A 25,588-nucleotide genomic window follows, 5' to 3' on the forward strand; every position below is an offset into this window, starting at 1 on the left:
GGGATCATGAAATATTTCATCATTGGATTTTTACTGCTGACAGCACTATTTAGTACTTCATGCAGCAGCTTATTGGATGAGGTACCCCAGGATTTTATCAATCGGGACAACTTCTATCAGAACGAGACAGATGCTTTAGGTGCCATAGCGGGTGCATATTCTTCTTTCAATCGGGACTATTACAATGTAAACTACTACCTGCTGCTGGAATTGCATGGTGATTATATAGAAGGAAGGGGGTCACAGGCACCTATATCTGATTTTACACATGTGCTGGACAATACGAGCATCGGTAGGGCGGCCACAGGATGGTCTATCTTATATCAATCGATCAATAGGGCAAATGCGGTGCTGGACAATGTGCCGGGAATCGAAAACATGTCTGACGGGGTCCGGAAAAGAGTGTTGGCGGAAGCTCGGTTTATACGGGCAATGGCTTATTTCAACCTGGTGAAGGGCTGGGGAGCGGTACCGATCCGATTAAACGAAAACAAAGGCTTAAGTGGACTGTCAGCACCGCGTGAACCTGTAGAGAAAGTATACGAACTTATCGTATCTGATCTGGAAGCGGCACAACATGACCTGCCTCCCTCGGTGAAAGCAGAGACCGGAAAGGCCTCAATGGGGGCGGCCAAATTGCTGCTTGCAAATGTGTATCTGACAATGGGGGAGTGGCAAAAAGCGGCAACCAAGGCGGACGAGGTGATCACAGCAGGTGTGTACAGCTTGGTGAAGGTGGATAAACCCGATGATTTCTACCAAATATTTGCGACGCAAACCTGCTCGGAAGATGTATTTTCGGTACATCATTCGGAAAATAGATTTTCGGAACTACCCCTGTATCTACATCGGGGAAATACACCGCCGTATAATTATTCGAGCAGGGGATTCTGGGCGTGGATACCCAATACCAATTCATTTATCGGAAAGGGATGGGACGATGCGGATATGAGAAAGCCATTCAACTTGTATACCAAGCACCTCGACGCAAATGGCAACGAAGTGAGCCTACCGGCTACCTCACCCATCTTGTTCAAGAAATTCATCTCGAATACCGCTGGCCTCAATGTATATAGTTTGCCCATCCTGCGGTATGCGGAAGCCTATTTGATATATGCTGAAGCGGCGGCCTTGGCGGCGCAGTCCGTGACTCCGATGGCTTTGGAGCGATTGAACATCATCAAACGAAGAGCGTATGGCTACCCGTTGAATGCGGCATCAGCAGTGGATTATAAGGGAATCGAGGATGTACAGGCATTTAGGGATGTCGTATTGCAGGAGAGGGGATACGAATTTATACTGGAAGCTAAGCGTTGGTGGGACCTCAAGCGTACAGGTAAGGTGAAATCGGCCTTCCAGGCAATAGGCAAAACCTACATGGACGAACGGATGCTGTTCCCAATTCCCGAAAATGAAATCAACAGCAACCCTGCACTGACGCAAGCGGACCAGAATCCGGGGTACTAACTGAAAATGTGTAATCATAAACGATGAGGAAGATAATCGGAATAATGTGTGGCCTGCTGATAGCGCTAACTGCGTATGGTCAAAAGGGGCTGATCGAGCACCTAAGGAGTGGACAGGCACAGCATATTGTGGTGTATGGGACGAGCTTGTCAAGTGGCGCTTGCGGGAATGCCTGGATGCGTCCTGTCGCGGCAGAGTTGAACAAACGGTATGGGGATAGCTTGGTGACCTACACGCTTGCTGGTAAAGGAGGGATGTGGTCTACTTGGGGGGTGACCCATCTAGAAGATAGTGTTATCGCGAAGAAGCCGGACGCGGTGATCATCGAATTTGGAATTAATGATGCTTTTCGGGATTACCAAACTTCGGTAGCCGTGGCCCGCCTGAACCTAGAGTATATGATCGATAGGATCCGCTTGTCGGTACAGGATTGCGAAATCTTCTTGCAGGTGATGAATATGCCGATAGGCAAATCGGCGGGATTTAGACCCCATCTTGCGGATTACTATGCGATGTATCGAGAGACGGCGCAAAAAAAAGGAGTGACCTTAATCGATCACTACGCCAATTGGGAACGTGTGTTGGAACAGGGGGAGGCCATCTTTCGGACGTATGTGCCTGATGGGATACACCCCAATACGAAAGGAGGGGAGCAGATCATTGCTCCGCATATTTTGAAGCGTATATTACCTACTACTAGTCTATAAAATAAACGATACTATTTATGAAGAAGCTATTCTATTGTTTTGTAATTATGGGGATGCTAAGCGCTTGTGGACAAGCGGAGTCGACCGAGAATCAGGCCGATATTGTCATCTACGGCGGTACGTCGGCAGCGATTACAGCTGCTGTACAAGCCAAGAAATCCGGAAAATCGGTCATCGTGGTCTCTCCCGATACACACATCGGAGGACTCTCATCGGGTGGCCTTGGATTTACCGATACGGGAGATAAGTCAGTGATTGGAGGGCTATCCCGAGATTTTTACCACAGGGTGTACTTGCACTACCAGGACAGCGCGGCCTGGCGTTGGCAGCAACAGGCAGACTATGGCAATAAGGGACAGGGAACGCCTGCTATGGATGGCGACGCGCGGACGATGTGGATATTTGAACCGCATGTGGCGGAGCAGATTTTTGAAGACTATGTCGAAGAATATAAAATCGACGTAAGGCGCGATGCGTGGCTAGACCGTGAAAAGGGAGTTGTCAAGAAGGATGGTCGTATTGTATCGATTAGGACCTTGGATGGTACGACCTATAGGGGTAAAGTATTTATAGATGCTACTTACGAAGGGGATTTGCTGGCAGCTGCTGGGGTAAGCTATCATGTGGGCCGAGAGGCAAATGCAACGTATAAGGAGAAATGGAATGGGGTGCAAGTGGGGGTATTGCACCACGGTCACTGGTTTAAGACGGATATCAGTGCCTACAAAGTGCCGGGAGATAGTACTAGCGGATTGCTGTATGGTGTATCAGCGGAGCATCCGGGTGAATATGGCGCTGCGGATCATCGATTGCAGGCCTACTGCTTTCGGATGTGTTTGAGCAACCATCCTGAAAATAGGGTAGCCTTTGCCAAACCAGCTAACTACGATGCCGCCCATTATGAGCTGCTAGCACGGGTATTTGCCAGTGGTTGGCGGGAGACATTCAATAAGTTCGATCCAATCCCCAATCGCAAGACGGATACCAACAATCACGGTCCCTTTAGCACAGATTTCATAGGAATGAACTACGACTATCCGGAAGCGAGCTATGCGCGTCGTAGGGAAATCATTCAGGAGCATGCCGATTATCAACAGGGGCTTCTCTATTTTCTGAGCCATGACCCTAAGGTACCCCAAGAGGTACGTACAGAAATGGCGAAATGGGGATTGGCGAAAGATGAATTCGTGGCTAATGGCCATTGGCCGCAGCAGTTGTATATTCGAGAGGCGCGCCGTATGGTGGGGCACTATGTGATGACGGAGCACGATACATTTAGCGAACGCGAAATCACAGACCCGGTGGGGATGGGCTCGTATACATTGGATTCGCACAATGTACAACGCTATGTAAAACCGGATGGGAATGTGCAGAATGAAGGAGATATTGGTGTGTCACCCAAAAAACCATACCAGATATCTTATGGGGCCTTATTGCCCAAACAGGAGGAATGTACTAACCTACTGGTGCCCGTATGTGTATCGAGCTCCCATATTGCCTTCGGTAGTATTCGGATGGAGCCTGTCTTCATGATATTGGGAGAGAGTGCCGCGACAGCAGCAGTGCTAGCCATCGATGGTAATAAAACCGTGCAAGAAGTAGAATATGCGGATCTTCGGAAGGCGTTGTTGGCACAAAAGCAGGTGCTGGCAGTGGATTAGGGGATAGACGCTAGGAGTTAGGAGTTAGAGATGAGGTGTTAGTGATTGGGGTGAGGAGCTTGACGGCTGTATTGCCTTTGACGGAGAGACTCCGAATCAAGTTCGGAGTGACGGAGAGAGGGTAGAGTGGTGATTAGCGATTTTGTTTAAGAAAGTCACTCGGTCTTTGCGCCGGCGTAAAGACCGAGTGACTTATATATAAAACTATTTATTATTCGCCCCAGTAAGGATTTTGGCTCAAATTAGGATTTAATTGGCGCTCCTGTACAGGAATCGGGTATAGGTAGTCTTTATTTTCATCAAATACCTTTGCAATATGGGCATTGATGATGACATTGCCCTTGTTGCCGTTTTCGAGCAAAATCTCCGAACCTAGTTTCAGTAGTTGTATGCCAGAAGCACTTGGTCTATCCCCTTCATAGATCCAGACATCGTCTTTTCCATCATTATCCAGGTCGAATTTGCCGATACTTGGGAAATACATTCCTTTAAATTGTCTAGTCACCATTTGGCCATTTTTCCAGCGTATAATATCATCCCAACGGAACGATTCCATGACTAATTCGACGCGACGCTCTCTTCGGATTTCGAGAATGATTCCTTTATTGGCACCGGATACATGGGTATAGTCTTTCGATAGATAAGCATCTGGACTAGCATTGGCCTGTAGCAGGTCTAGATTGGGCATACTTACGCGGTCGCGGAGCAGCTTGATGGATTTGTCGATATCGGCCTGGGTCAAAGTGCCCAGCTCGGCTTTCGCTTCGGCATAATTGAGCAAGACCTCTGCATATCGGAATAGGGGCATATCGTTTTCAGACCGATTAAAATTGTCATACTTGACATCTCCGACAAACTTAATCAATTGGTAACCAGTTACTGAGTTGCCAAAATTTGGGGCTATATTGGCCGAGCCGCCAATACGCCTATACCCCGGCGTACGGATGGTTTGGCTGAGGCGCGGGTCACGATCCACAATCTCTTCCTTGAAGGTCATGGTGGCGTAGTTGGCCTTGTCCGTAAACCTGCTACCATCTTTCATTAAATAGGAGTCTACCAAATTCTTGTCTAGACCGGGCTTGCCGTAGGAAGCCGTAATGGTGTAATAGTTGACGTTATGCCAGATTTGCAAGGCATCGGAAAATTTTCTGGCTAAAATAACTTCTTGCGGAATACTGTTGACACTGTAGAACAAAGCGCCATAAGAAGTTGCTCCAGCTGCATTATAGATGCTATACTGCTTGCCCTCGATTACTTTGTTGGCGGCATCGGCGGCTTGTTCCAGTAGCTTGTTGGCATCGGGCAAGTTGAATTCGACGTGATATTTTCGAAAAGTTCCTTCAAAAAGAGCCACTCGTGATTTTAAGGCCAAGGCTGTCCATTTGGTGACCTTCTCATCGCTCTTGGTGCTGGAGAGATGCTCGATGGCATAATCCAGATCGGCTAGGATATTAGTGACAACCAGGGTTCGAGGATCTCGGGGTTTCTTGAGCTGTTCTTCATCATTTTGATCGATGACCTTGTCGTACCAAGGCACATCCCCGAAGCGCTTGAGCTTGTCAAAGTAAAAGTATGCTCTGAAAAAGCGGGCCTCTGCTGCATAAGGAGCTGCAGCTGCTTCCGCAACGGTAGTAAAGCAGTTTTCAAGAAAGTAATTGATATTTCGCAAATTGGTCCAGGTCCATCCGCCGCCGCTGACGGGGACCTGTCTTTTGCCTGTGAGCTCATCATCCAAGGTGGTCTTCACGATATTGTCCACAGACTCATTGTACACGCCCTCTGCTGATGGGAAAGCTACATCGTAGAATGATTTGGTAAAAAGTGCGAGATCCTTCTCCGTCTTAAAAGACGCCTCTGGGGCGATACTAGATTCGGGCAAGCGGTCTAGGTAGTCTTTGGAGCAAGACATCAACAGACATCCTGCCAAGACATATATGTAGTGTATGTGTTTCATCAGTTTTGTGATAGGATTGGTATTCATGTGTTGGTACATTAGAAAGTGATATCTAGTCCAAATGAAAAAGTCTTGGACACAGGATAGGACCTACCGTTCGTTTCTTGGGCAGATTGTTCTGGGTCGATGTACTTGGAGCGTAGCTTGGTAGCTGTCCAGATATTCTCACCGGATACATAAATGCGTGCATTGCTTAGCTTCACTCGGCTGAGCCAAGACTGCGGTACAGAATATCCCACGGTCAAGTTCTTGAGCCGTATGTAGGCTAAATCTTGCAGATAGCGGTCGGATTTTACGTTCAAGGAGCCTCTGTCATTCAGCGCGATATACCCCCTTAAGAGCGGATAGTAAGCATCAGTATTCTCGGGGGTCCAGATATCTTCTTCAAAGTCTTTGGGGACAAAGGAGTAATATGGTCGCGAATATGGTCCCCAGAACTTGTCCGAATTGGCACCTGGCCACCAGTGTTGCCTACCTATACCCTGTAAAAAAGCAGAGATATCGAAGCCATTCCAGTTGGCCCCTAGATTGAATCCAAAGGTATAGCGGGGGCGGTTGTTACCGATAATGATCTGATCTCCGGGGTTCATGAGTGTGTTGGTGCCGTTATCGACTTTGCCGTCACCATTTATATCTACAAATTTCAGATCACCAGCCTGCAGCTTGGACCAATCCCCTGGAGCGGCCAGTCGCTGTTTGTCCACGTAGTCTTGAAATCCTTTAGGAACAGCTGCCGCTTCTTCATTGCTGTTGTAAAATCCATCGGTCCTGTAACCCCAGATCTCTCCCAGTGCCTGCCCCACGTAATAGTTGTTCAATAGCATCTCCTTATTGTCGAAACGGGTAATTTCGGCTTTGGAATCGGATAAGCCGAGGCCGATATTGTAGCCAAAGGGTTTGCCACCCATTTCGGTCTGATCTCTCCAGGCTATGGAAACCTCCCACCCCTTGTTTCGCAAATCACCTGCATTGGTCTTGGGTGAAGCAGCACCGAATACCGCCGGCAGGGTCTTGCCGGGAATGAGCATATCCAGCGTATTGCGAATGAAGTAATCGGCTGATATGCTGAGCTTGCTCTTGAAGAACTCCAGGTCTGTCCCAAAGTTTAGGGTGCTGGTACGCTCCCAGGTCAGGTCTGGAGATATAGGAGTCGGTGAGCTCAGGTATTGCGTCTTGGTACCATTGGTGATGTAGTTGGAAAGGCCTGTGTTCAATAGCGGTACGTAACCATATACGGCCGCCTCTTGTGCATTCCCGAGGGCGCCATAGGATACCCTGAATTTGGCCTCGTTGAGAATCGGTTTTAGCTGTTCCATGAATGTTTCTTCAGACAGCCGCCATCCACCGGAGAAGGATGGGAAGAATCCGTAACGCTGACTCGACGGAAATTTGGAGGTGCCATCATATCTGCCATTTACCTCTAAGAGATATCTCCCTTTGTAATTGTAGTTTATACGGCCGAAATATCCGCGCAAGGCCCATGTATCTGCATTGCCGAGTAATTGCATTTGGCCGGTACCTAAGGCAAAGTCATTCAGGTCTTCGGACAAGAGATTGGTATGTGTACCGCCGATACGTTTGTAGCCGGTGGTTTCTTGATTGAAACCCAAAGTGGCTCCGATCTGATGGTCACCCAGTTGCTTGTTGTAGTTGGCAAATAGATTGAGGGAATGCTTGGGCTTATTTTCAATCGTTTCGGTATAGGTGTCATTGCCCAAGTAATTGATTACTCCCGGAAAAACAGACCAAGGCGCCGCCGTCCTTCTATTCCAATTGTGGACGGGATTGTGCGTATAGGTATAGTTTCCGGTCAATGTCAATTCTTTGGTCAGTTGGAATACCGACTCAAACATATTGATGAATTCATATTTGTCTTGGCCGCCTCTAGACTTGCCATATAGCAGGTCGGCATAGATCCCGTCACCGATATTGTAGTTGTTGAGTTCGGTCCGGTAGGTGGCTGTCCCATCGGGATTGATAGGCACGTAAGAGGGTAGGGCATGGACGGTGGTCGAAATGAAATTGTTGTTGTTATCGGGGTTGGTGGCCCAGCCTGGGTAGGTATAGTTTTGGTAGTTCAGCTGCGTATTGGCGCTTACTTTCAACCATGGGGTCACTTGGGCATTGATCCTAGAGCGGACGTTATAGCCATCGAATTTGTCCTGATTGATTTTCATCAGTCCTCCCTTTTCATAGAGTCGTCCGGAAATATAATAATCGATTTTATCGGTGCCGCCAGAGAAATTTAACGAGTGCTCCATGGATGTCTGGGTATTCCGGTACATTTCACTCCACCAATCGGTGTTGGCATAGTAGACATATTGGTCTTTTCCATTTCTATTCTGGATGACAACAGATGGTAACGAAGGGTCGGTTTTCCTTTTTAAAAGCTCAGCATAGTCTTCCGGTGTATAGCCCGTGTAGCTATTGCCGGTGGCCCTAATGAAGGCTTCGTCGTTCATTAGGGCCGCATCGTAGCCGCTGGTCATGAAATCTGTACTGACGGTGAGGCCGGACCAACCGAAGTTATTGGCGTAATTGATGTTCATTTTGCCGGCCTTACCCTTTTTGGTCGTCACCAACATGACGCCAAAGGCTCCCCGTGCGCCATATATGGCGGCGGCAGAGGCGTCTTTGAGGACGGAAATAGACTCGATATCCCGCGGGTTGATGGTGTTGATGTTGCCAGGTACCCCGTCTATTAGGATCAAGGGTTGGGCATTGGCCGAATTGATGGACGCAAAACCGCGTATATTCAGGTTGCCCTCGCCACCTGGCCTGCCATTGGTAAAGGTAATGTTTAGATTGGGCACAGCTCCCTGTAGCGCTTGGGTGGCATTTGCGACAGGTCTGTTGTCCAGGATCTTGGAATCTATTTGGGTGACAGCTCCAGTCAAATTGACTTTTTTCTGCTTACCATACCCTACTACCACTACTTCATCCAGTGAATGATCCGCTGAGATCATGCTAATCTCCAGTGATGATGACTGGATACGGAGTTGTTGTGTTTCAAATCCGACGATGGAGATGCGTAGCTCTTGACCAATCTTTCCTTCGATTTCAAAAAAGCCTTTGGCATTGGTTTGCGCTGATATACCGGTGGATAGATTGGCAATTGAAGCCCCGGCGACGGGGTCGCCTGTCGCATTCCTTACAGTCCCGGTTATCAAATTTTGGTCTTGAGCTGAGAAACCGATCACTGGCGGATTGGACAGTGGTACAGGTGTGCGTTCTGCCCAAGAGCAAAGCGAAATCCCGAGCATGACCGGGAGTAACATACGTTTTGTTTTCATACTTTGGTGTCTATTATGGTTACAAAAATGATTGTTTAGTATATGTAAATTATTAACAGCACATTATTAAACAGTTAATTGGTCAGTCAGGCTAGTTTGCTATTAACATAACATTTATTTAACGTATAGGTTTTGTATTCTTTCGTTTTATTTCGTTAATTTTTTTTAATGAGCTATATGGATTCATATTTGGGTCTAAAAATCACAAAAGAAATGTAAGTGAAATTAAATGTAAGTTGTTGTGTATTTGCGTGTTCAAATACGGTTGATCGAAATGTAGCGAAAAAGAGATGGGTCAAAGGAGCATTCGTTCTGGAGGTATGGATTTTTCCACTTTGGGCAATCCTTGGAATGGGAAAAGTAAGAATAAAAGGCTATATTGGGGGTATAACCTCAAATCGATATTAGGTTATGGCGTGGAAGAGGAGGTAATATGTGTGCTAGTCGATTGGGGTCGTGTATAGTATTTTGATGAAAATGGGCTGTTATGGTCAGTTAAAGAAAGTGTCATGGAGGAACCGATAGTTTTAACAATAGGCTGGATCGGATTTATTTTTTGTTCGTCGGCGTATATGCTTTTGAATATTCGTATTATTCGTTTTGATGGAATAGTATATCAGTTGTTGAACATCGTTGGTGGTATTTGCTTGGTGGTCAGCGCTTCTTTTTTTAGTGACATCCCCAATACCGCGGCCAATATCCTGTGGGTTTTTATAGCCTTATTTGGCATAATCCGTTATTCCAAATCGTTTAGATCGTCTAAAAAGTATTGAATATCCGCTATTCCCAATAAGCGATACGCCTGAATTTTGTAATCTTCGAAGTGTAAATCAAAATCTTTATGGGTAGACGTGATGAGGCTCAGATGAAAATAGGCACCATCTACTAATGCAAACAACATGTTGGCCGTCAGCAGGGCATTGTCTATTTGAATGAGCTCAGCTTCCTTGCATTTTTGGAGTAGACCGGCAAGATTTTCGCGAAGTGTAGAGGTGAGATTCTTATACTGTGACTTTATATTTTTATTACGATAGGTGAGGGCATAGCAACTGTAGAACAAGCTGTCGTCGATCAACCGATTCCATTTCTTCGAAAAGAGATCGTCCATTACCTTGATCAATATCGTCTTGAGTGGGGCGGTTTTGCTGTTGGTAATCTTAAATAGCAGGAGATATTTTTCAAGAATGAATTCAATCAAGGCATAGGTAAGCTCTTCCTTGGTGCGAAAGTAATGAATAATAAGGCTGGGATTAATCTCCATATAATCCGCGATTTTGGCGATAGAGGTGTTTTCTAATCCTTCCTTTTTGGCAACACTGTAAAAAACGGTGATAATTTCAAGTTTTCTAGCTTGTCTTAAGCTTTTTCGTCCCATTATGAGCATATGTTTGACCAAATTTAACATATTATTGTGATTTATCATTGGGTTCAACGTTTTGGTCGGACTCTATACCCTCTTTTTATTTCTTGATTTTTACCCCGCCATCCACCAAAAGGTCGTAGATAAGTGGTTTTGGTTCAATTTGTTATTTGTTTAACTGTACGTTCATTCAATGAATATCTTGTAATGTGTTGATAAATAGAATTTTATAAATTTTATTTTTTATTTTATGTTTTGTTGTTTTTTATTTATAATTGTTGCTGCTAATACAAATTATAGTTTGACCTAAATGCTGACGATTACAGATTATGTTGACCACTACACGGTCGATATAGCCTTTACTAGCCGATAATATACTTCTTTGGGAAGCCCATCATCAGTTTTTTAGATTTTTTTGAGTGCGCTGGAATGCAAAAATAATCAGCCTGTAGAATAGCTTTTTTTGGCTGTTTATAGGGGCGTGTATTCCGCTCGGAAAAGGCTTCGGACTATAGGATATGTAGGAGCAGGTATGCTGATCAATATAAACTATAGATAACGTTATGAAATGTAAACATGTACCTAGGTATTCGCTCCTGCTGTCTACTTTGTGGGGATTGATCTTGATGCTCGGTTCTTGCAATAAGGGCGGTGATGCTGAGGGCGAAATCCCACCGTATGATCCCAATCAATCGGTCAAGCTTACGGCATTCTTACCTGATTCAGGGGGGATGTCCACACAAGTCATTCTAAAAGGCCAAAATTTCGGAAACGACGCCTCGCAATTGAGGGTCTACTTTAACAATAAAAAAGCAAAAGTGGTGCGGGCAGCTGGTGAACTGGCCTATGTATTGGCTCCTCGGTTGCCGGGTGATACGTGTATCATCTCGGTGGTCAATGGCAAGGACTCGGTCCAATATAGTAAACCGTTTTACTACAAAGCACTGGTACAGGTATCGACTATTTCGGGAACACCGCATGCTACAGCGGAAACGAAGGATGGTACGTTGGTGGAGGCTAGATTCCAACAACCGTGGTATATAGCCGTAGATAAGGAGAAGAATATTCTCGTCGGCGAATGGAAGGCACGCGCACGCTTGGTGAACGAGGATCGAAATTCCGTCATGACGCTTCTGAATACGACCACTGGTGGAGAGATGGCTTCGGGGTGTACGGACCTAAATGGGCAGACCTTTTACTTCCCGATGAATGGAGCTCCCTACTATTATGAATTCGATCCGGAGAAGCAATGGTTGGCACGTCGGATAAACCCGTCGAAGAAGGCGGGGGATGATTTTGATTTTTCGAAGAAGTATTCGCTGGCGATGAGTGAGCTGGACGGCATGCTCTATACGATTACTACAAATGGTGACCTGGTGAAAATAAATCCAAAAACAAGGGAAGCTTCCTTGGTCAAATCCGGTCTACTGAAAGATCGTGTACAGGGGGTGCTACAGGTGTATCTGTGCTTTCACCCAATCGACAAGCATATGCTGTACCTGGTAAACCCCTCGTCTATGAGACCGCAGGATGGCCCTATTCCGGGGACAGATATGATCTATCGGATCAACATGCGCAACTTGGTGCTGGAGGACTATGCAGGTACGGGGATAAAAGGGCATGCCGATGGGCCAAAGGATATGGCACAATTCAACAACCCTTGCCAGATCAATTTTGACCAAGATGGAAATATGTATGTCGGTGATACGGACAATTACTGTGTCCGTCGTATTTCTCCAGAAGGGGTAGTCTCGACCATTGCCGGCTTGCCCGGGATGTCGGGCTACTTGGATGGCCCACCAGATGTGGCGCTTTTCAATCGGTTTTGGGGAATGAAAATCGATATCGACGGCACTTTGTATATCGCCGATTATTACAACAATTGCATACGTAAACTTACAATTCAATAAAACATGAACATAGTCGATAAAAATAGCTGGAAATACGTAGTCTTTTCCATAGTGCTCATGCTTTGTACGACTGTGGCTGCGAAAGCCCAGGTGGTGGATACCACCCAGTCGAATATTGCTTTAAAGGGAACGGTATATGACATGGATGGGCAGAAGCTCCAGAGTGTAAGTATTCATATAAAAGACCGTCCTGGTACGGGATGGGCTACGGATAAGGACGGTAATTTTACCATCAATGCGTCGCTGGGGGATATCTTGATATTCTCATTCACAGGCTATGAAAATATGGAGTTTCAAGCGCTCAAATCTTCACTTGCAGTGGAAATCCGGTTGAAGCCTGCCGATAATGTCCTGGATGAGGCTGTGGTAGTGGGGATGGGGACACAAAGAAAGATCAGCTTAGTGGGGGCCGTGACAAGCGTCAACGTCAAAGATCTGCAAATGCCGGCCACTTCTCTTAACAACTTGATAGGCGGACGGGTGCCCGGGATTATATCGATGCAGAATAGTGGGGAACCCGGTAAGAATGTATCTGAATTCTGGATTCGAGGAATAGGAACATTTGGAGCCAACAGCGGGGCATTGGTACTAGTCGATGGATTGGAAGGCACACTGAGTCAGATCGACCCAGCGGATGTGGAATCATTTTCAGTGCTGAAAGATGCATCAGCGACAGCAGTATACGGGGTAAGGGGAGCAAATGGTGTTATCTTGATAACCACGAAGCGAGGTCAAGACCAGAATCTGCAAATTACCGGAAGGGCCAGCCAAACACTCTCTCGTTTGAATAAGCTCCCGGACTACCTGGGGTCTTATGACTATGCGGTACTGGCCAACGAGGCGATGGTGGTCTCGGGCAAGCAGCCTTTGTACAACGATGTGCAATTGGAGCTGATTAAAAACGGACTGGACCAAGATCTATATCCCAATGTAGACTGGCAGGAAGAGATATTGAACCGCACTTCTTTGCAACAGACGTATTATGCAAGTGCAAGGGGAGGTGGTTCGGTGGCACGCTATTTCCTAAGCTTGGGTATGTCCAATGAGTCGGCTGCCTATAAGCAGGATAACGTTAGCAAATACAATCGGAAGGTGGGGTACAACAGTTATAACTACAGGCTTAATCTTGACCTCAATGTCACCAAGACCACCTCGGTGTACATGGGATTAGATGGATTCAACTCGATCAATTATTTGCCTGGAATGGTCAACACGGATTGGTTGTGGTCGGCGCAGGCTAAATTGACACCACTAACGGTCCCTATGCAGTATTCGAACGGGGCGGCACCAGCTTTTGGTAGTGGTGACGAGATATCGCCCTACGTACTCCTCAACAAGACGGGGATGTCTACTCGCGAAGAATATCGAAACATGGCGACCTTGGCCATCAACCAAAACTTTGACTTCCTGGTAAAAGGGCTTAAGGCGAGAGTACAGGGAGCATTTGACAATATCTCTTATTTTACCGAGATGCGCGACAAAAGACCTGATCTATTCAATGCTACAGGCCGAAATACAAACGGGGAGCTGATCATGGTCAAAAAAGTAAATGGTTACGATGTCAGGTATGGCACCACGGAATCCCAATGGCGCAAATACCATTTGGAAAGCAATATTAATTATGAACATGTGTCCGATCAGGGACATCGGATAGGGGGACTTCTTTATTATTATATGAGCAGTGAAGGAGCGACAAATGAGACCAGTAGCATGACGGCTATTCCAAAAAGATATCAAGGGATATCGTCACGGCTGACGTATGGCTACAACGATACGTATTTGGTGGATGCCAATTTTGGTTACACGGGTTCGGAGAATTTCAAAAGAGGAGAGCAATTCGGTTTTTTCCCCTCCATAGCTGTGGGCTGGGTGCCGAGCCAATACAAGTATGTGCAAGATAATTTGCCCTTTTTGAATTTTTTCAAGATCAGGGCTTCTTATGGGACGGTGGGCAACGATAGGATCAGCAACGACCGATTCCCATATTTGACGATCATCAATTCGAATGCCCCAGGTGGCTGGGGTGGACAAGGACTTATCGAGAGTGTTGTTGGGGCCGATAATCTAGCCTGGGAGGTGGCCAAAAAGGCAAACCTTGGCATAGAGGCCAAAATGCTCAACAATAAGTTTGAATTTATCGTGGATATTTTCAACGACAATAGAGAGGGGATTTTTCAACGGCGTACCCAATTGCCTACTTGGGTGGGGGCGGTGACTATGCCTTATGGCAATGTGGGGTCGATGAAGAGCTATGGTGCGGATGGAAATATCAGTTACTCGTTTGACATGGGCAGGAACACGGGGATGACCTTGAGAGGTAACTTTACCTATGCGACCAACAAGGTGACCAATTGGGAGCAACCGTACCAAAAATATGATTACCTATCCTTCACGGACAAACCTTATAATGTATTGAGGGGCTTCAAAGCTATTGGACTGTTCAAGGACGAGCTGGATGTACACAATAGTCCCACGCAATTTGGCGACCTGCGCCCAGGAGATATCAAGTACATGGATGTCAATGGAGATGGTGTCATCGACAATGACGATCGGATCCCATTGTCCTATTCGCCAATGCCGAGACTGATGTACGGATTTGGTATGGAGGTACGGCATAAGGCCCTGACGGTGGGTGTCCTGCTTAGAGGTACGGGACGCACAGACTTCTTTTTAAACAACAACGGCTATGGGTATCTTCCGTTTTACGGAGGTCCTATCGGTAACGTATTGTCAATCGTCAACAATCAAGAAAATAGGTGGACACCAGCTTCTTATTCAGGAGACCCATCTACGGAAAATCAAGATGCACTTTTCCCAAGATTGTCTTATGGACGTAATCCCAATAACGAGGTCTTTTCATCCTTCTGGCTGAGTGATAGCCGCTACTTGCGTCTACAGGAGGTATCCATCAATTATAGCCTGAAACGGGATATGTTGAAAAAAATGTTGGGCATCAAGTCGGTAGACCTACAGTTGGTGGGATACAACCTCGCCGTATGGGATACGGTCAAATTGTGGGATCCGGAGCTGGCAAATAAGAATGGATATGCTTACCCTATCCCTAGTCGATTTGCTTTTCAAGTGTATGTGAATTTTTAAGAATCTCATTTAATAAATCCCTATGCATCGATTCTGATCGGTAAATGGAAAATGAGAATGGGGATAGACGAAGTAATATTTATAGATATGTTATTGAAAACACTTAACGATTATATACATCGTACAATTAAAAGAAAGAAGCAGTATGCGACCCTATTGGTGTTTGCTGCTGGTCTCATGACCTCGTCCTGTAATTTCTTGGATGTGGACGACTATTTTGAAGATACATTGAGCATTGACTCGGTCTTTCAGAATAAGATTTATCTGGAGCGCTATCTGTGGGGTACTGCCGCGATGCTACCCGATGAAGCCAATATATTCCTGAACAGTTACTATCCTGCGATATTGGGCAGTGATGAAGGATTTACGATGTGGGAAGACAACTATGCCCCACAGCGATTTCTATTGGATAGGGTAAATGCGGACGATTTGGGCAGCATGAATACATGGCCAAGGTTGTATATGGTGGTGCGCAAAGCGAACACGATAATTGCACGGATAGATGAATGTAAGGACCTGACGGGACAGGAAAAGAGAGAGATTATTGGATACGCACATTTCTTGCGTGGATATGCGTATTATCAATTACTCTTGAGCTACGGGCCAGTGCTCATAGCGGGAGACGAAGTCTATGAAACAAGTTTGCCGGCTGAGGCATACCAAAAATATCGATCTACCTATGATGAGAGTGTAGATTATATCTGTCAGGAACTGGAGACGGCCGCCAGTTATATTCCTGCCGTAGTGGCTATCCCGGTCTTCGGCCGACCTACTAAAGCCGCGGCATATGGACTGGTAGCACGGCTGAGGGTATATGCTGCAAGTCCACTGTTCAATGGAGGACAAGCTGCGAAAATCTATTTTTCGGATTTTGTCAGACAGTCTGATCAGGTGCACTACGTATCTCAGGTGTATGACGAAAAGAAATGGGCATTGGCGGCAGCGGCCTGTAAGCGGGTCATGGATATGGACTTTCAATTGCATACGGTAGAGGCTGCAAATGATACGCCTCCACTTCCAGCGGGAATTACCTATGATCGTAACTATTATAAGACATGGCCAGAAGGAGCAGCAGGGATAGATCACCTACGCTCGTATGCTGAGATGTTTAATGGCGAGGCGCTGGGATTTAAAAACAAAGAATTTGTATTTGCCAAAAATTCATCGGAGGTGAAGAATGTGACGAAGCACTCTTTCCCGGCCCAGTTTGGCGGGTGGAATGGATATGGTATCCCACAAAAAATTATAGATGCCTATAAAATGGCCGATGGCCGAGACATCAACCACTCGAGTGGTTTGTTCCCTTATTCGGAAACCGGCTTTAGTACCAAGGATTCTACCTTTTCGGGCTATGTCGTCAAGCCGAATGTAAGTACGATGTATCTCAATAGGGAGGCCCGATTCTACGCGTCGATCGGTTTCAGCGGTTGTCTATGGCCGATGAATTCGACTACAGAAAGTGGGAAATTTTTGCAGCAGGTTTTTTATTATGTGGATGGCAATTCAGGAAAGAGTGCCGCCATCTCTGTGGATGCGCGCAACTATCCCATCACAGGGTATGTCTCGAAAAAGTATATCCACCCGGATGATGCTTGGAGTGGGTCGAATGCTTCGCTATTGGACAAGTCATTCCCGATCGTGCGGCTGGCGGATATCCTGCTGATGTATGCGGAGTGCCTGAACAACCTCACGGGTGTGCACCAGGTGGTCGATCCAGTGACGGAGGTGACCTATAGTTTTTCTCGAAACACCGAAGAAATTGCAAGCGCTTTCAATAAAGTGAGATATAGAAGTGGATTGCCTGGATTGACCGATGATCAACTCGGTAATCCGAAGCTCTTTTTTGATGCCTTGGCAACGGAGCGAATGATCGAATTTCTACATGAGGGCCTACGTTACTACGACATGAGGCGGTGGGGTATCGTGGCAGAAGAGGAAGCGAAGCCTATCATGGGAATGGACGCTGAGCGGACAGCACGGAATGGATATTTCAACCGGGTGATCAGTAATTATCCCAGTGTCCGGAATCGAGACTTTAAATCAAAGATGATACTCTTGCCGATAGACAAACAAGAAATCATGCGCGTCCGTACATTGGATCAGAACCCAGGGTGGTAGCACTGATCGTAGGAAAACAATAGTTTGAAAATGAAAATGGAAAATATGAAAAATATTTTAATATATGGTTTGGTGGTGCTGTACGTACTGGTGAATACGTCATGTGAAAAAGACCTCCTCGATAAGGAGCAATACCATAATGTGATTTATTTAAAAAGTGATGGCAATAATATCTTCTCGTATACCCATATGATGAATGATTCGGTATCGCAAGGATTTTTGACCGTGGGTAGCGGTGGCAGTACACCTTTGAAAGAGGATATCGTGGTGACGATGGAGTTGGATACCGCTCGATTGAACCGTTACAATTTTAGGAACTTTGGATCGGACTATGCTAAATATGTGCAACTGGTGGACTCCAATCTGTATGTCCTGCCTTCTCGGCAGATCATCTTGAAGAAAGGCGACCCCAATATGACAACGTTTTTCCCTATTGAAATCGATGCGAATACCTTATCTCCCGATACGGTATACATGATTCCGTTCCGAATTGTGGAAGCGGGTGGAGTAGAAGTGAATCCACAGAAAAATTTTGTGTTTTATAAGCCGGAGTTGGCGAATGGGTATTCGTCGCCTAAATCACGATCGTACCGCATGAAGGGTACGCGCCAAACATCGGATGGGCTAGTGTCGTCGATGACCACGACCAAAAATCTATTGCCATTGGCTCACAATCGAGTTCGATTGTTCCCCGATAACTTGTCCCCATCGACCAATCTAGCGGATATCCAAAATAAGACTATTGTGCTGATTGTGGAAAAGGATAACCAAGTCCGAATCAAGCCTTTTAAAAATGTGATGGTGGAGGTCTTGGGCGCCTGTTACTATGATCCGAAGGAAAAGGTATTTAATCTGGACTATCGATATCGGCAGCCCGGGCAATCGGCTTGGATTAAAGTGAAGGAAGTACTGACACGTGTCGAGTAGCTTCTGAATCAAGTGTTTTACATTTTAGAACTATAAATTATGAAACCATCATGATTTTTCAAGCCACACAGTGGGATGAATAAATCTGATAGCTTCATCACCGTTAAAAAACAAATTATATACAGATGAAAATTCATATATCATATTTGACCGTACTGCTCCTATTGCTGGTCTCCTGTAAAGACGATAGCCTAATTGTGCCTGATCGTGCGGATTTTGGACTGTCGCTGACGACGGTCAACTTTCTGAGCGAGGCCGAATCTAAGGATGTCGAGGTGCTGAACGCCGGAACAGGTGTACAAGCAGAGGTCATCTCGGAGGCAACTCCTTGGTGTACCGTGAAGGTGTCGGGAAATAAAGTGACTGTCAGTGTAGAGGACAATCTGCTGGTCAAGAGTAGGAATGCCACAGTGGAGGTGGTCAGTGGTGACAAAAGAAACAGCATCTTGATTAGGCAGGCGGGTAAAAAATTCACCAATATAGCTGGGGTACAGGAGCTGACGGTGGAAGCAGGTATGGGTGAGGTAACCTTGCACTGGAAGGAACCGACTGCGGATAATTTTTCGCATGTCGTTGTTTCGTACGAAAAGGAAGGCCAAGTCATCAGCACTTCGCTGGAACCTGGCGTAGTCGAACATCGGATAGTGGGGCTTCGCAATATCGACGGGGTGTATGATTTTCATGTCCAATCCGTGGACAAGGAAGGCGATTTGGGTGAAATAGTAAGCATTAGCAAGCAGGTGGAAAAGTTGGTGGCTTTTGGATTTTCCAAGCTAGAGGTGAAAAATTGGTTACCTTATCATTTTAGGACGGGGGAAAATGTCAGGAAGACTACATTGCAGATAACGACGAATGAATTTAATGCAGACGAGCAGGTGAGCTTATCTTTTAGTGTGGACAAACAGGCCCTGGATACCTATAACCAAAAGAATGGAACGAACCATCAATTGGTGTCGCCATCAACGGCGACTCTTCCGAGTTCATTTGTATTCGCTGGCAAGCGAAATGTTGAAGAGATGGATGTTTTGTTGGATTTTGACGAATTGCAAGATGCAAAATCGTATGCGTTACCGATTACAATAAAGACCGTGTCGAGTGGTGGTATCAGTGCGACTCACGCTACCGTGCTACTCATTTATTATGTAGATGACCTATCGGGCTGGTATACCGTAGAACGACTTGCTAGCTCGGGTGAAGGTACAGGTGCCTATCCGAAACCCGAAAGTGATAGAAGAAGATATATCAAGCGGACAGGGGCATTGACCTGGGAAACGGGATATCTTTTCGGTAGCTATAGTAAGAGTGAGCAGGATGTCGGTGGGATAAATACCATTCAGTACATCAAACTGGATCCCGCGACCAAGAAAATTGCCATCCAACAGGGTAACTATGCTGTTGCAGAACAAGCGAATCTATTTGATGCGGGTAAAAACGAATTGACCATTAAGTATCTTTATCGGGACTGGGCCGGATGGTGGTCACATGAGCGTATGTATAACAGATCATTTTCAAAATAATAGACGAACCGAATTTAATTTTATGGATAATAGAAGAGACTTTTTAAAAAAGGCCGCGATGCTCGCGGGAGGAATGTCTATGTCACAGTTGTTGTCTTCCTCGATAGCAAAGGCAATGGCTATCGATCCTCAGCTGGGGAGTACGTTCCAGGACGCAGAGCATGTGGTTTTATTGATGCAGGAGAACCGATCTTTTGACCATGCTTTTGGTACGTTGCAGGGCGTGCGTGGATTTAACGATCCACGCGCAATACTGCAACCCAATGGGCGCAAAGTGTGGTTGCAGCGTAATAAGGCGGGACAGACATATGCTCCCTTTCGATTAGATATCAAAGATTCTAAAATCACGTGGATGGGCTGCCTGCCACATAATTGGCCCGATCAGACAGATGCTCGTAATCAGGGAAAAATGGATCGCTGGTTGGAGGTCAAGAGTTGGGGATCTAACGATGCAGGGGAGATTCCCTTGACGATGGGGCATTATACACGTGAGGATATTCCTTTTTACTACTCGTTGGCAGATGCTTTTACCGTTTGCGATCAGCATTTTTGCTCAAGCCTGACGGGAACCAATCCCAATCGATTGTATTTCTGGACAGGTAATATTCGGGAAAACTTGGACGGTAAGGCTTTGGTATGGAATGGGGATTCGGAATTTAGCGGAAAGGCAAACTGGAAGACTTTTCCAGAGCGATTGTCGGCACTCGGGGTAGATTGGAAAATCTACCAAAATGAGATATCATCAAGTAGTGCCGGTTATGCTGGCGAAGCGAATAGTTGGTTGGGTAACTTTGGCTGTAATGTCATGGAATATTATCCACAATATGAAGTCAAATACAGTAAGCGGTATCGGCACCTGTTGGAAGAGCGGAGGAAGAGCTTGGAAAAACAGATTCAAGAAAAAAAGGCAAATGGAAGTCCTGCGGACGAGGCTTTAAAAAAACTTGAGGGGCAGTTGCAAGGTGTACTGAAGGAACAGGAAATCTATACGCCGGCCAACTTTGATCGGCTAAGTGAGCATACGAAGGATATCCACAAGCGAGCATTTGTGAACAACAGTGCTAGACCTGATTATATGGAGTTGGAAAAAATGGAGTATCAAGATGGGGATATGCTCCGCAGTTTGCAAATTCCAAAAGGCGATATTTTGCATCAGTTTAGAGAAGATGTAAAGTCGGGGTCGTTACCAACGGTTTCGTGGTTGGCTGCTCCACAGCTTTTCTCGGATCATCCCGACTCGCCGTGGTTTGGCGCATGGTATGTGAGCGAGGTAATGAATATCTTGACACAGAACCCGGAGGTTTGGAAAAAAACAATCTTTATCCTAACATACGATGAGAATGATGGTTACTTTGATCATGTGGCCCCATTTGCTGCACCAAATCCCTATCGAACAGATTCGGGTAAGGTCTCGTCTGGCATTGATGCAAAATTAGAGTATGTCCGTAAGGAGGATCAATACTATCCCGAAAGTGGACGAGAGAGCAACATTGGCCTCGGCTATCGTGTCCCACTGGTCGTCGCTTCGCCCTGGTCTCGAGGTGGATGGGTGAATTCACAGATATTTGACCATACCTCACCCTTGCAGTTCCTGGAAAAATTTGTGGGATACAAACTTGGTAAAGAGGTTAAGGAAACCAATATTTCGGAATGGCGAAGGACGGTGTGTGGGGATTTGACCTCTATTTTTAGGCCCTATCATGGGGAGGCCATTACCAAGCCTGTCTTTTTGGAAAGGAAGCCTTTTTACGAAAGTATCCATCAAGCCAAGTTTAAGGACTTGCCAAAAGGATTCAAGGCCTTGACCGAGCCCGAAATAGAACAGATCCAAGATAGGGCTTCGGAATCACCGTATTTTCCAAAACAAGAAAAAGGTATTCGCGATTCCTGCGCACTACCCTATGAGCTTGGTGTAAATGGGGTTTACGATGCTACGAGCGCCAGTTATCGGATATCTTTTGAAGCGGCAAACAAGGCATTTGGTGCTAAAGCGGCAGGATCTGCATTTACGGTGTATCACCATGGAGCATTCAGACAAGAAGAGGGGCGTAGTTGGAATTATGCGGTGAAAGCGGGTGACAGACTGGAGGATACTTGGTCGCTGGCAGACTGCGCATCTGGTCATTATCATCTATCGGTACATGGGCCCAACGGCTTTTACCGTTCTTTTAAAGGTGGAGAGCAGCACCCACAAGTGCACATAAGCTGTGCTTATGAACCTAGTAAGAGAGGAAAAGGATTGTCTGGACGACTGATCTGTACCTGCACCAATATGGGGGCTATCGATCGAGAGGTGGTGCTTGAAGATAAGAGCTATGGCCAATCGAAACAGGTGTTGAAGATTAAAGCTGGAAAGCAGACTTCTTATGTCGTGAATACGGCGAGACAGCACTTTTGGTACGATCTGCGTGTGACCTGCAAAGGATTTTCTGATTTTGAGGAGCAATTTGCTGGGCGGGTAGAATCTGGAATTGCTTCTAAAACCGATCCGCTTATGGGAATGGGTAAAGCTTAGATAAATGTAAATGTTGAACACGGTCCGCTGGATTCCGATTTGATGGGATTGGTGATGACCGATATAAATAGGTATAGATGAAATATGTATTCTTAATTTTTAGTTTAGCTGTGCTGACCTCCATCTGTCAGGCGCAGGGAAAATTCTCTTTTGCTTTTTTTACGGACTTGCACTTAAATAATAATACCAACACAAGGTGTTTTGAAGGATTAGCACAGGCCACTCAACATGCAAAGGCCAAACGGATCGATTTTATTATGACCGGAGGGGACAATGTGGATGTCGATGCCTATAAGGCCGAACAATTACCAAAAGCGAAGGAAATATTCCAAAGATATAAGGCGCAAGTGGATGCGTCTGGCATGAGATGGTATTATGCTATGGGTAATCATGATCGGTATTGGCATCATGAGGGTAAGGATGGGGCAGGATTGTTTGAGTCTGTTTTGGGAAAAAGCTATTATAGTTTTGCGCATAAGGGCTGGCGTTTTATTGTGTTGAATAGTACCCAGATCTGTGATGGAAAGTATTGTATAGATGATGTGCAGAAATCTTGGCTGAGTGAAGTGTTGGCGCAGACACCGAAAGATCAACCGATCGTAGTGGTGAGCCACGTCCCTTTTCTATCGCTGTATTACCCTGTGTTGGAAGGATATTATACCGATGCGGATACCTTTGCTAACCAAAAGTCAATTTTTGACATGTTTGGTGGACACAATTTGAAACTGGTATTGCAGGGACACCAACATCTGTATGAGGAAATCAAAGTGAAAGGAGTGCAATTTATTACGGCAGGAGCCATTTCGGCAAACTGGTGGGGAGGGGTATTTCACGGTACGCAAGAGGGGTATTTAAAAGTTAATGTAAATGGTGATGCCTTTACGTGGGACTATCTGGATTATGACTGGAAGGTAAACGGAAAGTAATATCCATAAGGCAACGATTGAGAACGAGGGGTTAGGTTTTAGAAGCTGCTGATTCGTGACTCGTGACTAAAAGGGGCTGCGAAAGACCCAACGCCGTCTGTTAAAATAGAAGAAAGCACGCATGGATAGTAAGGCTATCAATGCGTGCTTTTAGTTTGTAAAATGGAGCTTTGCTGTCTGTTGTTGGCACCGCAGTATGCCCCCTTTGCTATCCGTCACCTGCAAGTTGCCCGCTGTTATTTAATCAAAGTCGAAAAAATCGGAAAGGAAGGATTTCTTCTTGTGGGGGTATTTTTGCTGGTATTCTCGGCTGTCTCTTGACTCACTATATCGATCGGATTCTTCTTCATAATTCCGTTTTTCATTATAGTCCCGGTTGACAACTGGGCGTTCTTGATAGTTCGTTGTTGGGCTAGGCGCATTGTTTTGAGAAGACGCATACTGTAGTAATTTATCAAGTTCTCCCTTGTCCAACCATACGCCTCTACAGCTCGGACAATAGTCAATCTCTACCTGATGACGTTCGGTCATTAATAAGGTGTCATTACAATTTGGGCATTTCATATCGTTGTGTTTTATTTTTTACATCAATCAGCAAGCTAAGAAATTTTGGGTGATCTCGTGATGAGGCAATCGCAATTTGACGTTTTTTAACATAATTGGGGATTAGGTGATTGGAGACTAGGAGGTGGGTAACAGGGATAACTGTGCCATCCATTTAAAAAAAAACGGATGGTGGACACGCTTGCACAAACATGGCATCTCTTCATCTGAACCAACAAAATGAGGAGATATATGTGCGGTCTACCATCCGTCACCGACTAGCCCTGTGCACCACAAAACATGTATGTTCGAGGGAGTTCAAAAGCTATAATCGGTTATTACATTATACTTCAGTGCAATAAAAATAGTCCCTTTTTTGCTGTATTGCAAATAAAATGGTGTTTTTGTAGAAGAGGGGCGAGCGGTTTTGGTACCTTTGCCTAAGGAGCTTAATCCTGCAGATTTAAAGCACTGACACATGGAACTCTTGACCACAATCTGGGCCGCCATACGGGAAGAAACTCGACAGTTTTTCCAACTCAAGAAAACAGAGCGGCTCTGGCATATTCCCGTCTTGGCGTCGTTGTGTATGGGATTGCCCTTGCTGATTGGCTATGCTTTGGGAAGGATGGACTACGGTATACTGTCCTGTATTGGGGGATTAGTGATTTTGTATATGCCTGCAACAGCGCTAGAGCATCGTATGCTGACTTTACTGCTTTGTGCATTTGGTTTTATCATCAGCTTTGCCATCGGAGCGGTTTTTAGTTTTAACCCTATCCTTTCTGCTACAGTTTTGGGGCTGTTTGCTTTTGGCATCAATTGGATCGTCAACTATTTTGCATTACCTCCGCCGCGTAATTTCTTTTTTATCATGATTGCCTCTATGGCGAGTTGTATGCCTTTCGATTGGACGACGTTGCCGACAAAGATTGGGTTGATCGCGTTGGGGACAATATTTGCCTGTATCTTTGCTCTGTTTTACAGTCTGTATGCGGTGCGCAAATTCCAACAGGCTGTACCCCCCACTCCAACCAGACCAAATAATGATGCGATCCATGTGGAGTCATTCATCATCGGTGTATTCATCTCGAGCAGTCTCTTGATTGGACATTTTTTTAAATTGGACAATCCGTACTGGATTCCGATATCCTGCCTTGCGGTGATGCAAGGACTTAATGTGGCACATGTAGGGCGTCGTAGTTTCCATCGAATTTTGGGGACATTCTTAGGAATGGGCCTTACTTGGATACTGCTTATTTTAGATCTCAGCCCCTTGCAGATTTGTTTTACAATTCTCATCTTGCAGTTTATAATCGAGATGCTCGTGGTAAGACACTATGCTTTGGCCGTTTTCTTCATCACACCGCTAACTTTTTTTCTTGCAGAAATAGGTGCAGGATTCGATATCGATATCGATCGCTTGATTGGAGCACGGTTGTTGGACATCGTTATTGGGAGCCTAATAGGCGTTTTCGGAGGATGGATGCTCCATAATAAGCAATTACAACGTATAGCCCGATGGAAAGTATATATGGGCCGGAGAAAAGGCCATAGCTAATTTGTTATTTGCTTCCCATGGAAAGACCTG

General features: G+C 45.7%; 16 protein-coding genes. 12 read left to right on the plus strand and 4 right to left on the minus strand.

The window, feature by feature from the left end; all coding sequences use genetic code 11:
* The first annotated feature begins 6 nt into the window (after nt 1–6).
* The 3 genes from OQ289_RS01865 to OQ289_RS01875 are packed head-to-tail and all read left to right on the plus strand — an operon-like array spanning nt 7 to nt 3,835.
* Complete coding sequence (locus OQ289_RS01865; RefSeq protein ID WP_270089178.1) at nt 7–1,467, plus strand: RagB/SusD family nutrient uptake outer membrane protein; 1,461 nt, start codon at nt 7–9, stop codon at nt 1,465–1,467.
* 23 nt (nt 1,468–1,490) lie between these two features.
* Nucleotides 1,491–2,174: an SGNH/GDSL hydrolase family protein gene (locus OQ289_RS01870; RefSeq protein WP_270089179.1), complete on the plus strand. Its 684-nt coding sequence runs from the start codon at nt 1,491–1,493 to the stop codon at nt 2,172–2,174.
* A 17-nt stretch (nt 2,175–2,191) separates the two neighbouring features.
* Entirely contained in the window at nt 2,192–3,835 is a 1,644-nt protein-coding gene (locus OQ289_RS01875; RefSeq protein ID WP_270089180.1) for an FAD-dependent oxidoreductase, read from the plus strand.
* A 211-nt stretch (nt 3,836–4,046) separates the two neighbouring features.
* Here OQ289_RS01875 and OQ289_RS01880 read toward each other — a convergent pair whose 3' ends face one another.
* Complete coding sequence (locus OQ289_RS01880; protein ID WP_270089181.1) at nt 4,047–5,789, minus strand: RagB/SusD family nutrient uptake outer membrane protein; 1,743 nt, start codon at nt 5,787–5,789, stop codon at nt 4,047–4,049.
* Nucleotides 5,790–5,827: 38 nt separating this feature from the next.
* Nucleotides 5,828–9,082 carry a SusC/RagA family TonB-linked outer membrane protein gene (locus OQ289_RS01885; protein ID WP_270089182.1) on the minus strand — a complete coding sequence of 1,085 codons (3,255 nt, stop codon included), beginning with the start codon at nt 9,080–9,082 and terminating at the stop codon, nt 5,828–5,830.
* A 509-nt stretch (nt 9,083–9,591) separates the two neighbouring features.
* On the opposite strand from OQ289_RS01885, the gene OQ289_RS22125 reads away from it, so the two are divergent.
* On the plus strand, nt 9,592–9,855 hold the full coding sequence (locus OQ289_RS22125) for a CBU_0592 family membrane protein (RefSeq protein WP_443020419.1): 264 nt from the start codon (nt 9,592–9,594) through the stop codon (nt 9,853–9,855).
* Here the strand turns inward: OQ289_RS22125 and OQ289_RS01890 are convergent.
* Entirely contained in the window at nt 9,819–10,505 is a 687-nt protein-coding gene (locus OQ289_RS01890) for a TetR family transcriptional regulator (RefSeq protein ID WP_270089183.1), read from the minus strand. The two genes, OQ289_RS22125 and OQ289_RS01890, sit on opposite strands and share 37 nt — an antisense overlap.
* Before the next feature lie 500 nt (nt 10,506–11,005).
* On the opposite strand from OQ289_RS01890, the gene OQ289_RS01895 reads away from it, so the two are divergent.
* From OQ289_RS01895 to OQ289_RS01925, 7 genes are all read left to right on the plus strand, one after another.
* Entirely contained in the window at nt 11,006–12,352 is a 1,347-nt protein-coding gene (locus tag OQ289_RS01895) for an IPT/TIG domain-containing protein (RefSeq protein WP_270089184.1), read from the plus strand.
* A 3-nt stretch (nt 12,353–12,355) separates the two neighbouring features.
* Complete coding sequence (locus OQ289_RS01900; protein WP_270089185.1) at nt 12,356–15,451, plus strand: SusC/RagA family TonB-linked outer membrane protein; 3,096 nt, start codon at nt 12,356–12,358, stop codon at nt 15,449–15,451.
* An 87-nt stretch (nt 15,452–15,538) separates the two neighbouring features.
* Nucleotides 15,539–17,569 (plus strand): RagB/SusD family nutrient uptake outer membrane protein, encoded by a 2,031-nt coding sequence (locus OQ289_RS01905; RefSeq protein ID WP_270089186.1) that lies wholly within the window; start codon nt 15,539–15,541, stop codon nt 17,567–17,569.
* A gap of 45 nt (nt 17,570–17,614) precedes the next feature.
* Nucleotides 17,615–18,496, plus strand: a complete 882-nt coding sequence (locus tag OQ289_RS01910) for a BT_3044 domain-containing protein (protein ID WP_270089187.1) — start codon at nt 17,615–17,617, stop codon at nt 18,494–18,496.
* 125 nt (nt 18,497–18,621) lie between these two features.
* Entirely contained in the window at nt 18,622–20,013 is a 1,392-nt protein-coding gene (locus tag OQ289_RS01915; protein ID WP_270089188.1) for a BT_3987 domain-containing protein, read from the plus strand.
* A 22-nt stretch (nt 20,014–20,035) separates the two neighbouring features.
* Entirely contained in the window at nt 20,036–22,528 is a 2,493-nt protein-coding gene (locus tag OQ289_RS01920; RefSeq protein ID WP_270089189.1) for a phosphocholine-specific phospholipase C, read from the plus strand.
* 77 nt (nt 22,529–22,605) lie between these two features.
* Nucleotides 22,606–23,454: a metallophosphoesterase family protein gene (locus OQ289_RS01925; RefSeq protein ID WP_270089190.1), complete on the plus strand. Its 849-nt coding sequence runs from the start codon at nt 22,606–22,608 to the stop codon at nt 23,452–23,454.
* Nucleotides 23,455–23,694: 240 nt separating this feature from the next.
* Here the strand turns inward: OQ289_RS01925 and OQ289_RS01930 are convergent, their stop codons facing one another.
* Nucleotides 23,695–24,018 carry a TFIIB-type zinc ribbon-containing protein gene (locus tag OQ289_RS01930; RefSeq protein ID WP_270089191.1) on the minus strand — a complete coding sequence of 108 codons (324 nt, stop codon included), beginning with the start codon at nt 24,016–24,018 and terminating at the stop codon, nt 23,695–23,697.
* A 457-nt stretch (nt 24,019–24,475) separates the two neighbouring features.
* On the opposite strand from OQ289_RS01930, the gene OQ289_RS01935 reads away from it, so the two are divergent.
* Nucleotides 24,476–25,558, plus strand: a complete 1,083-nt coding sequence (locus tag OQ289_RS01935) for an FUSC family protein (RefSeq protein WP_270089192.1) — start codon at nt 24,476–24,478, stop codon at nt 25,556–25,558.
* Nucleotides 25,559–25,588: the final 30 nt, after the last annotated feature.

The organism is Sphingobacterium sp. SYP-B4668, assembly GCF_027627455.1.
In the GTDB taxonomy this organism is placed as follows: Bacteria; Bacteroidota; Bacteroidia; order Sphingobacteriales; family Sphingobacteriaceae; genus Sphingobacterium.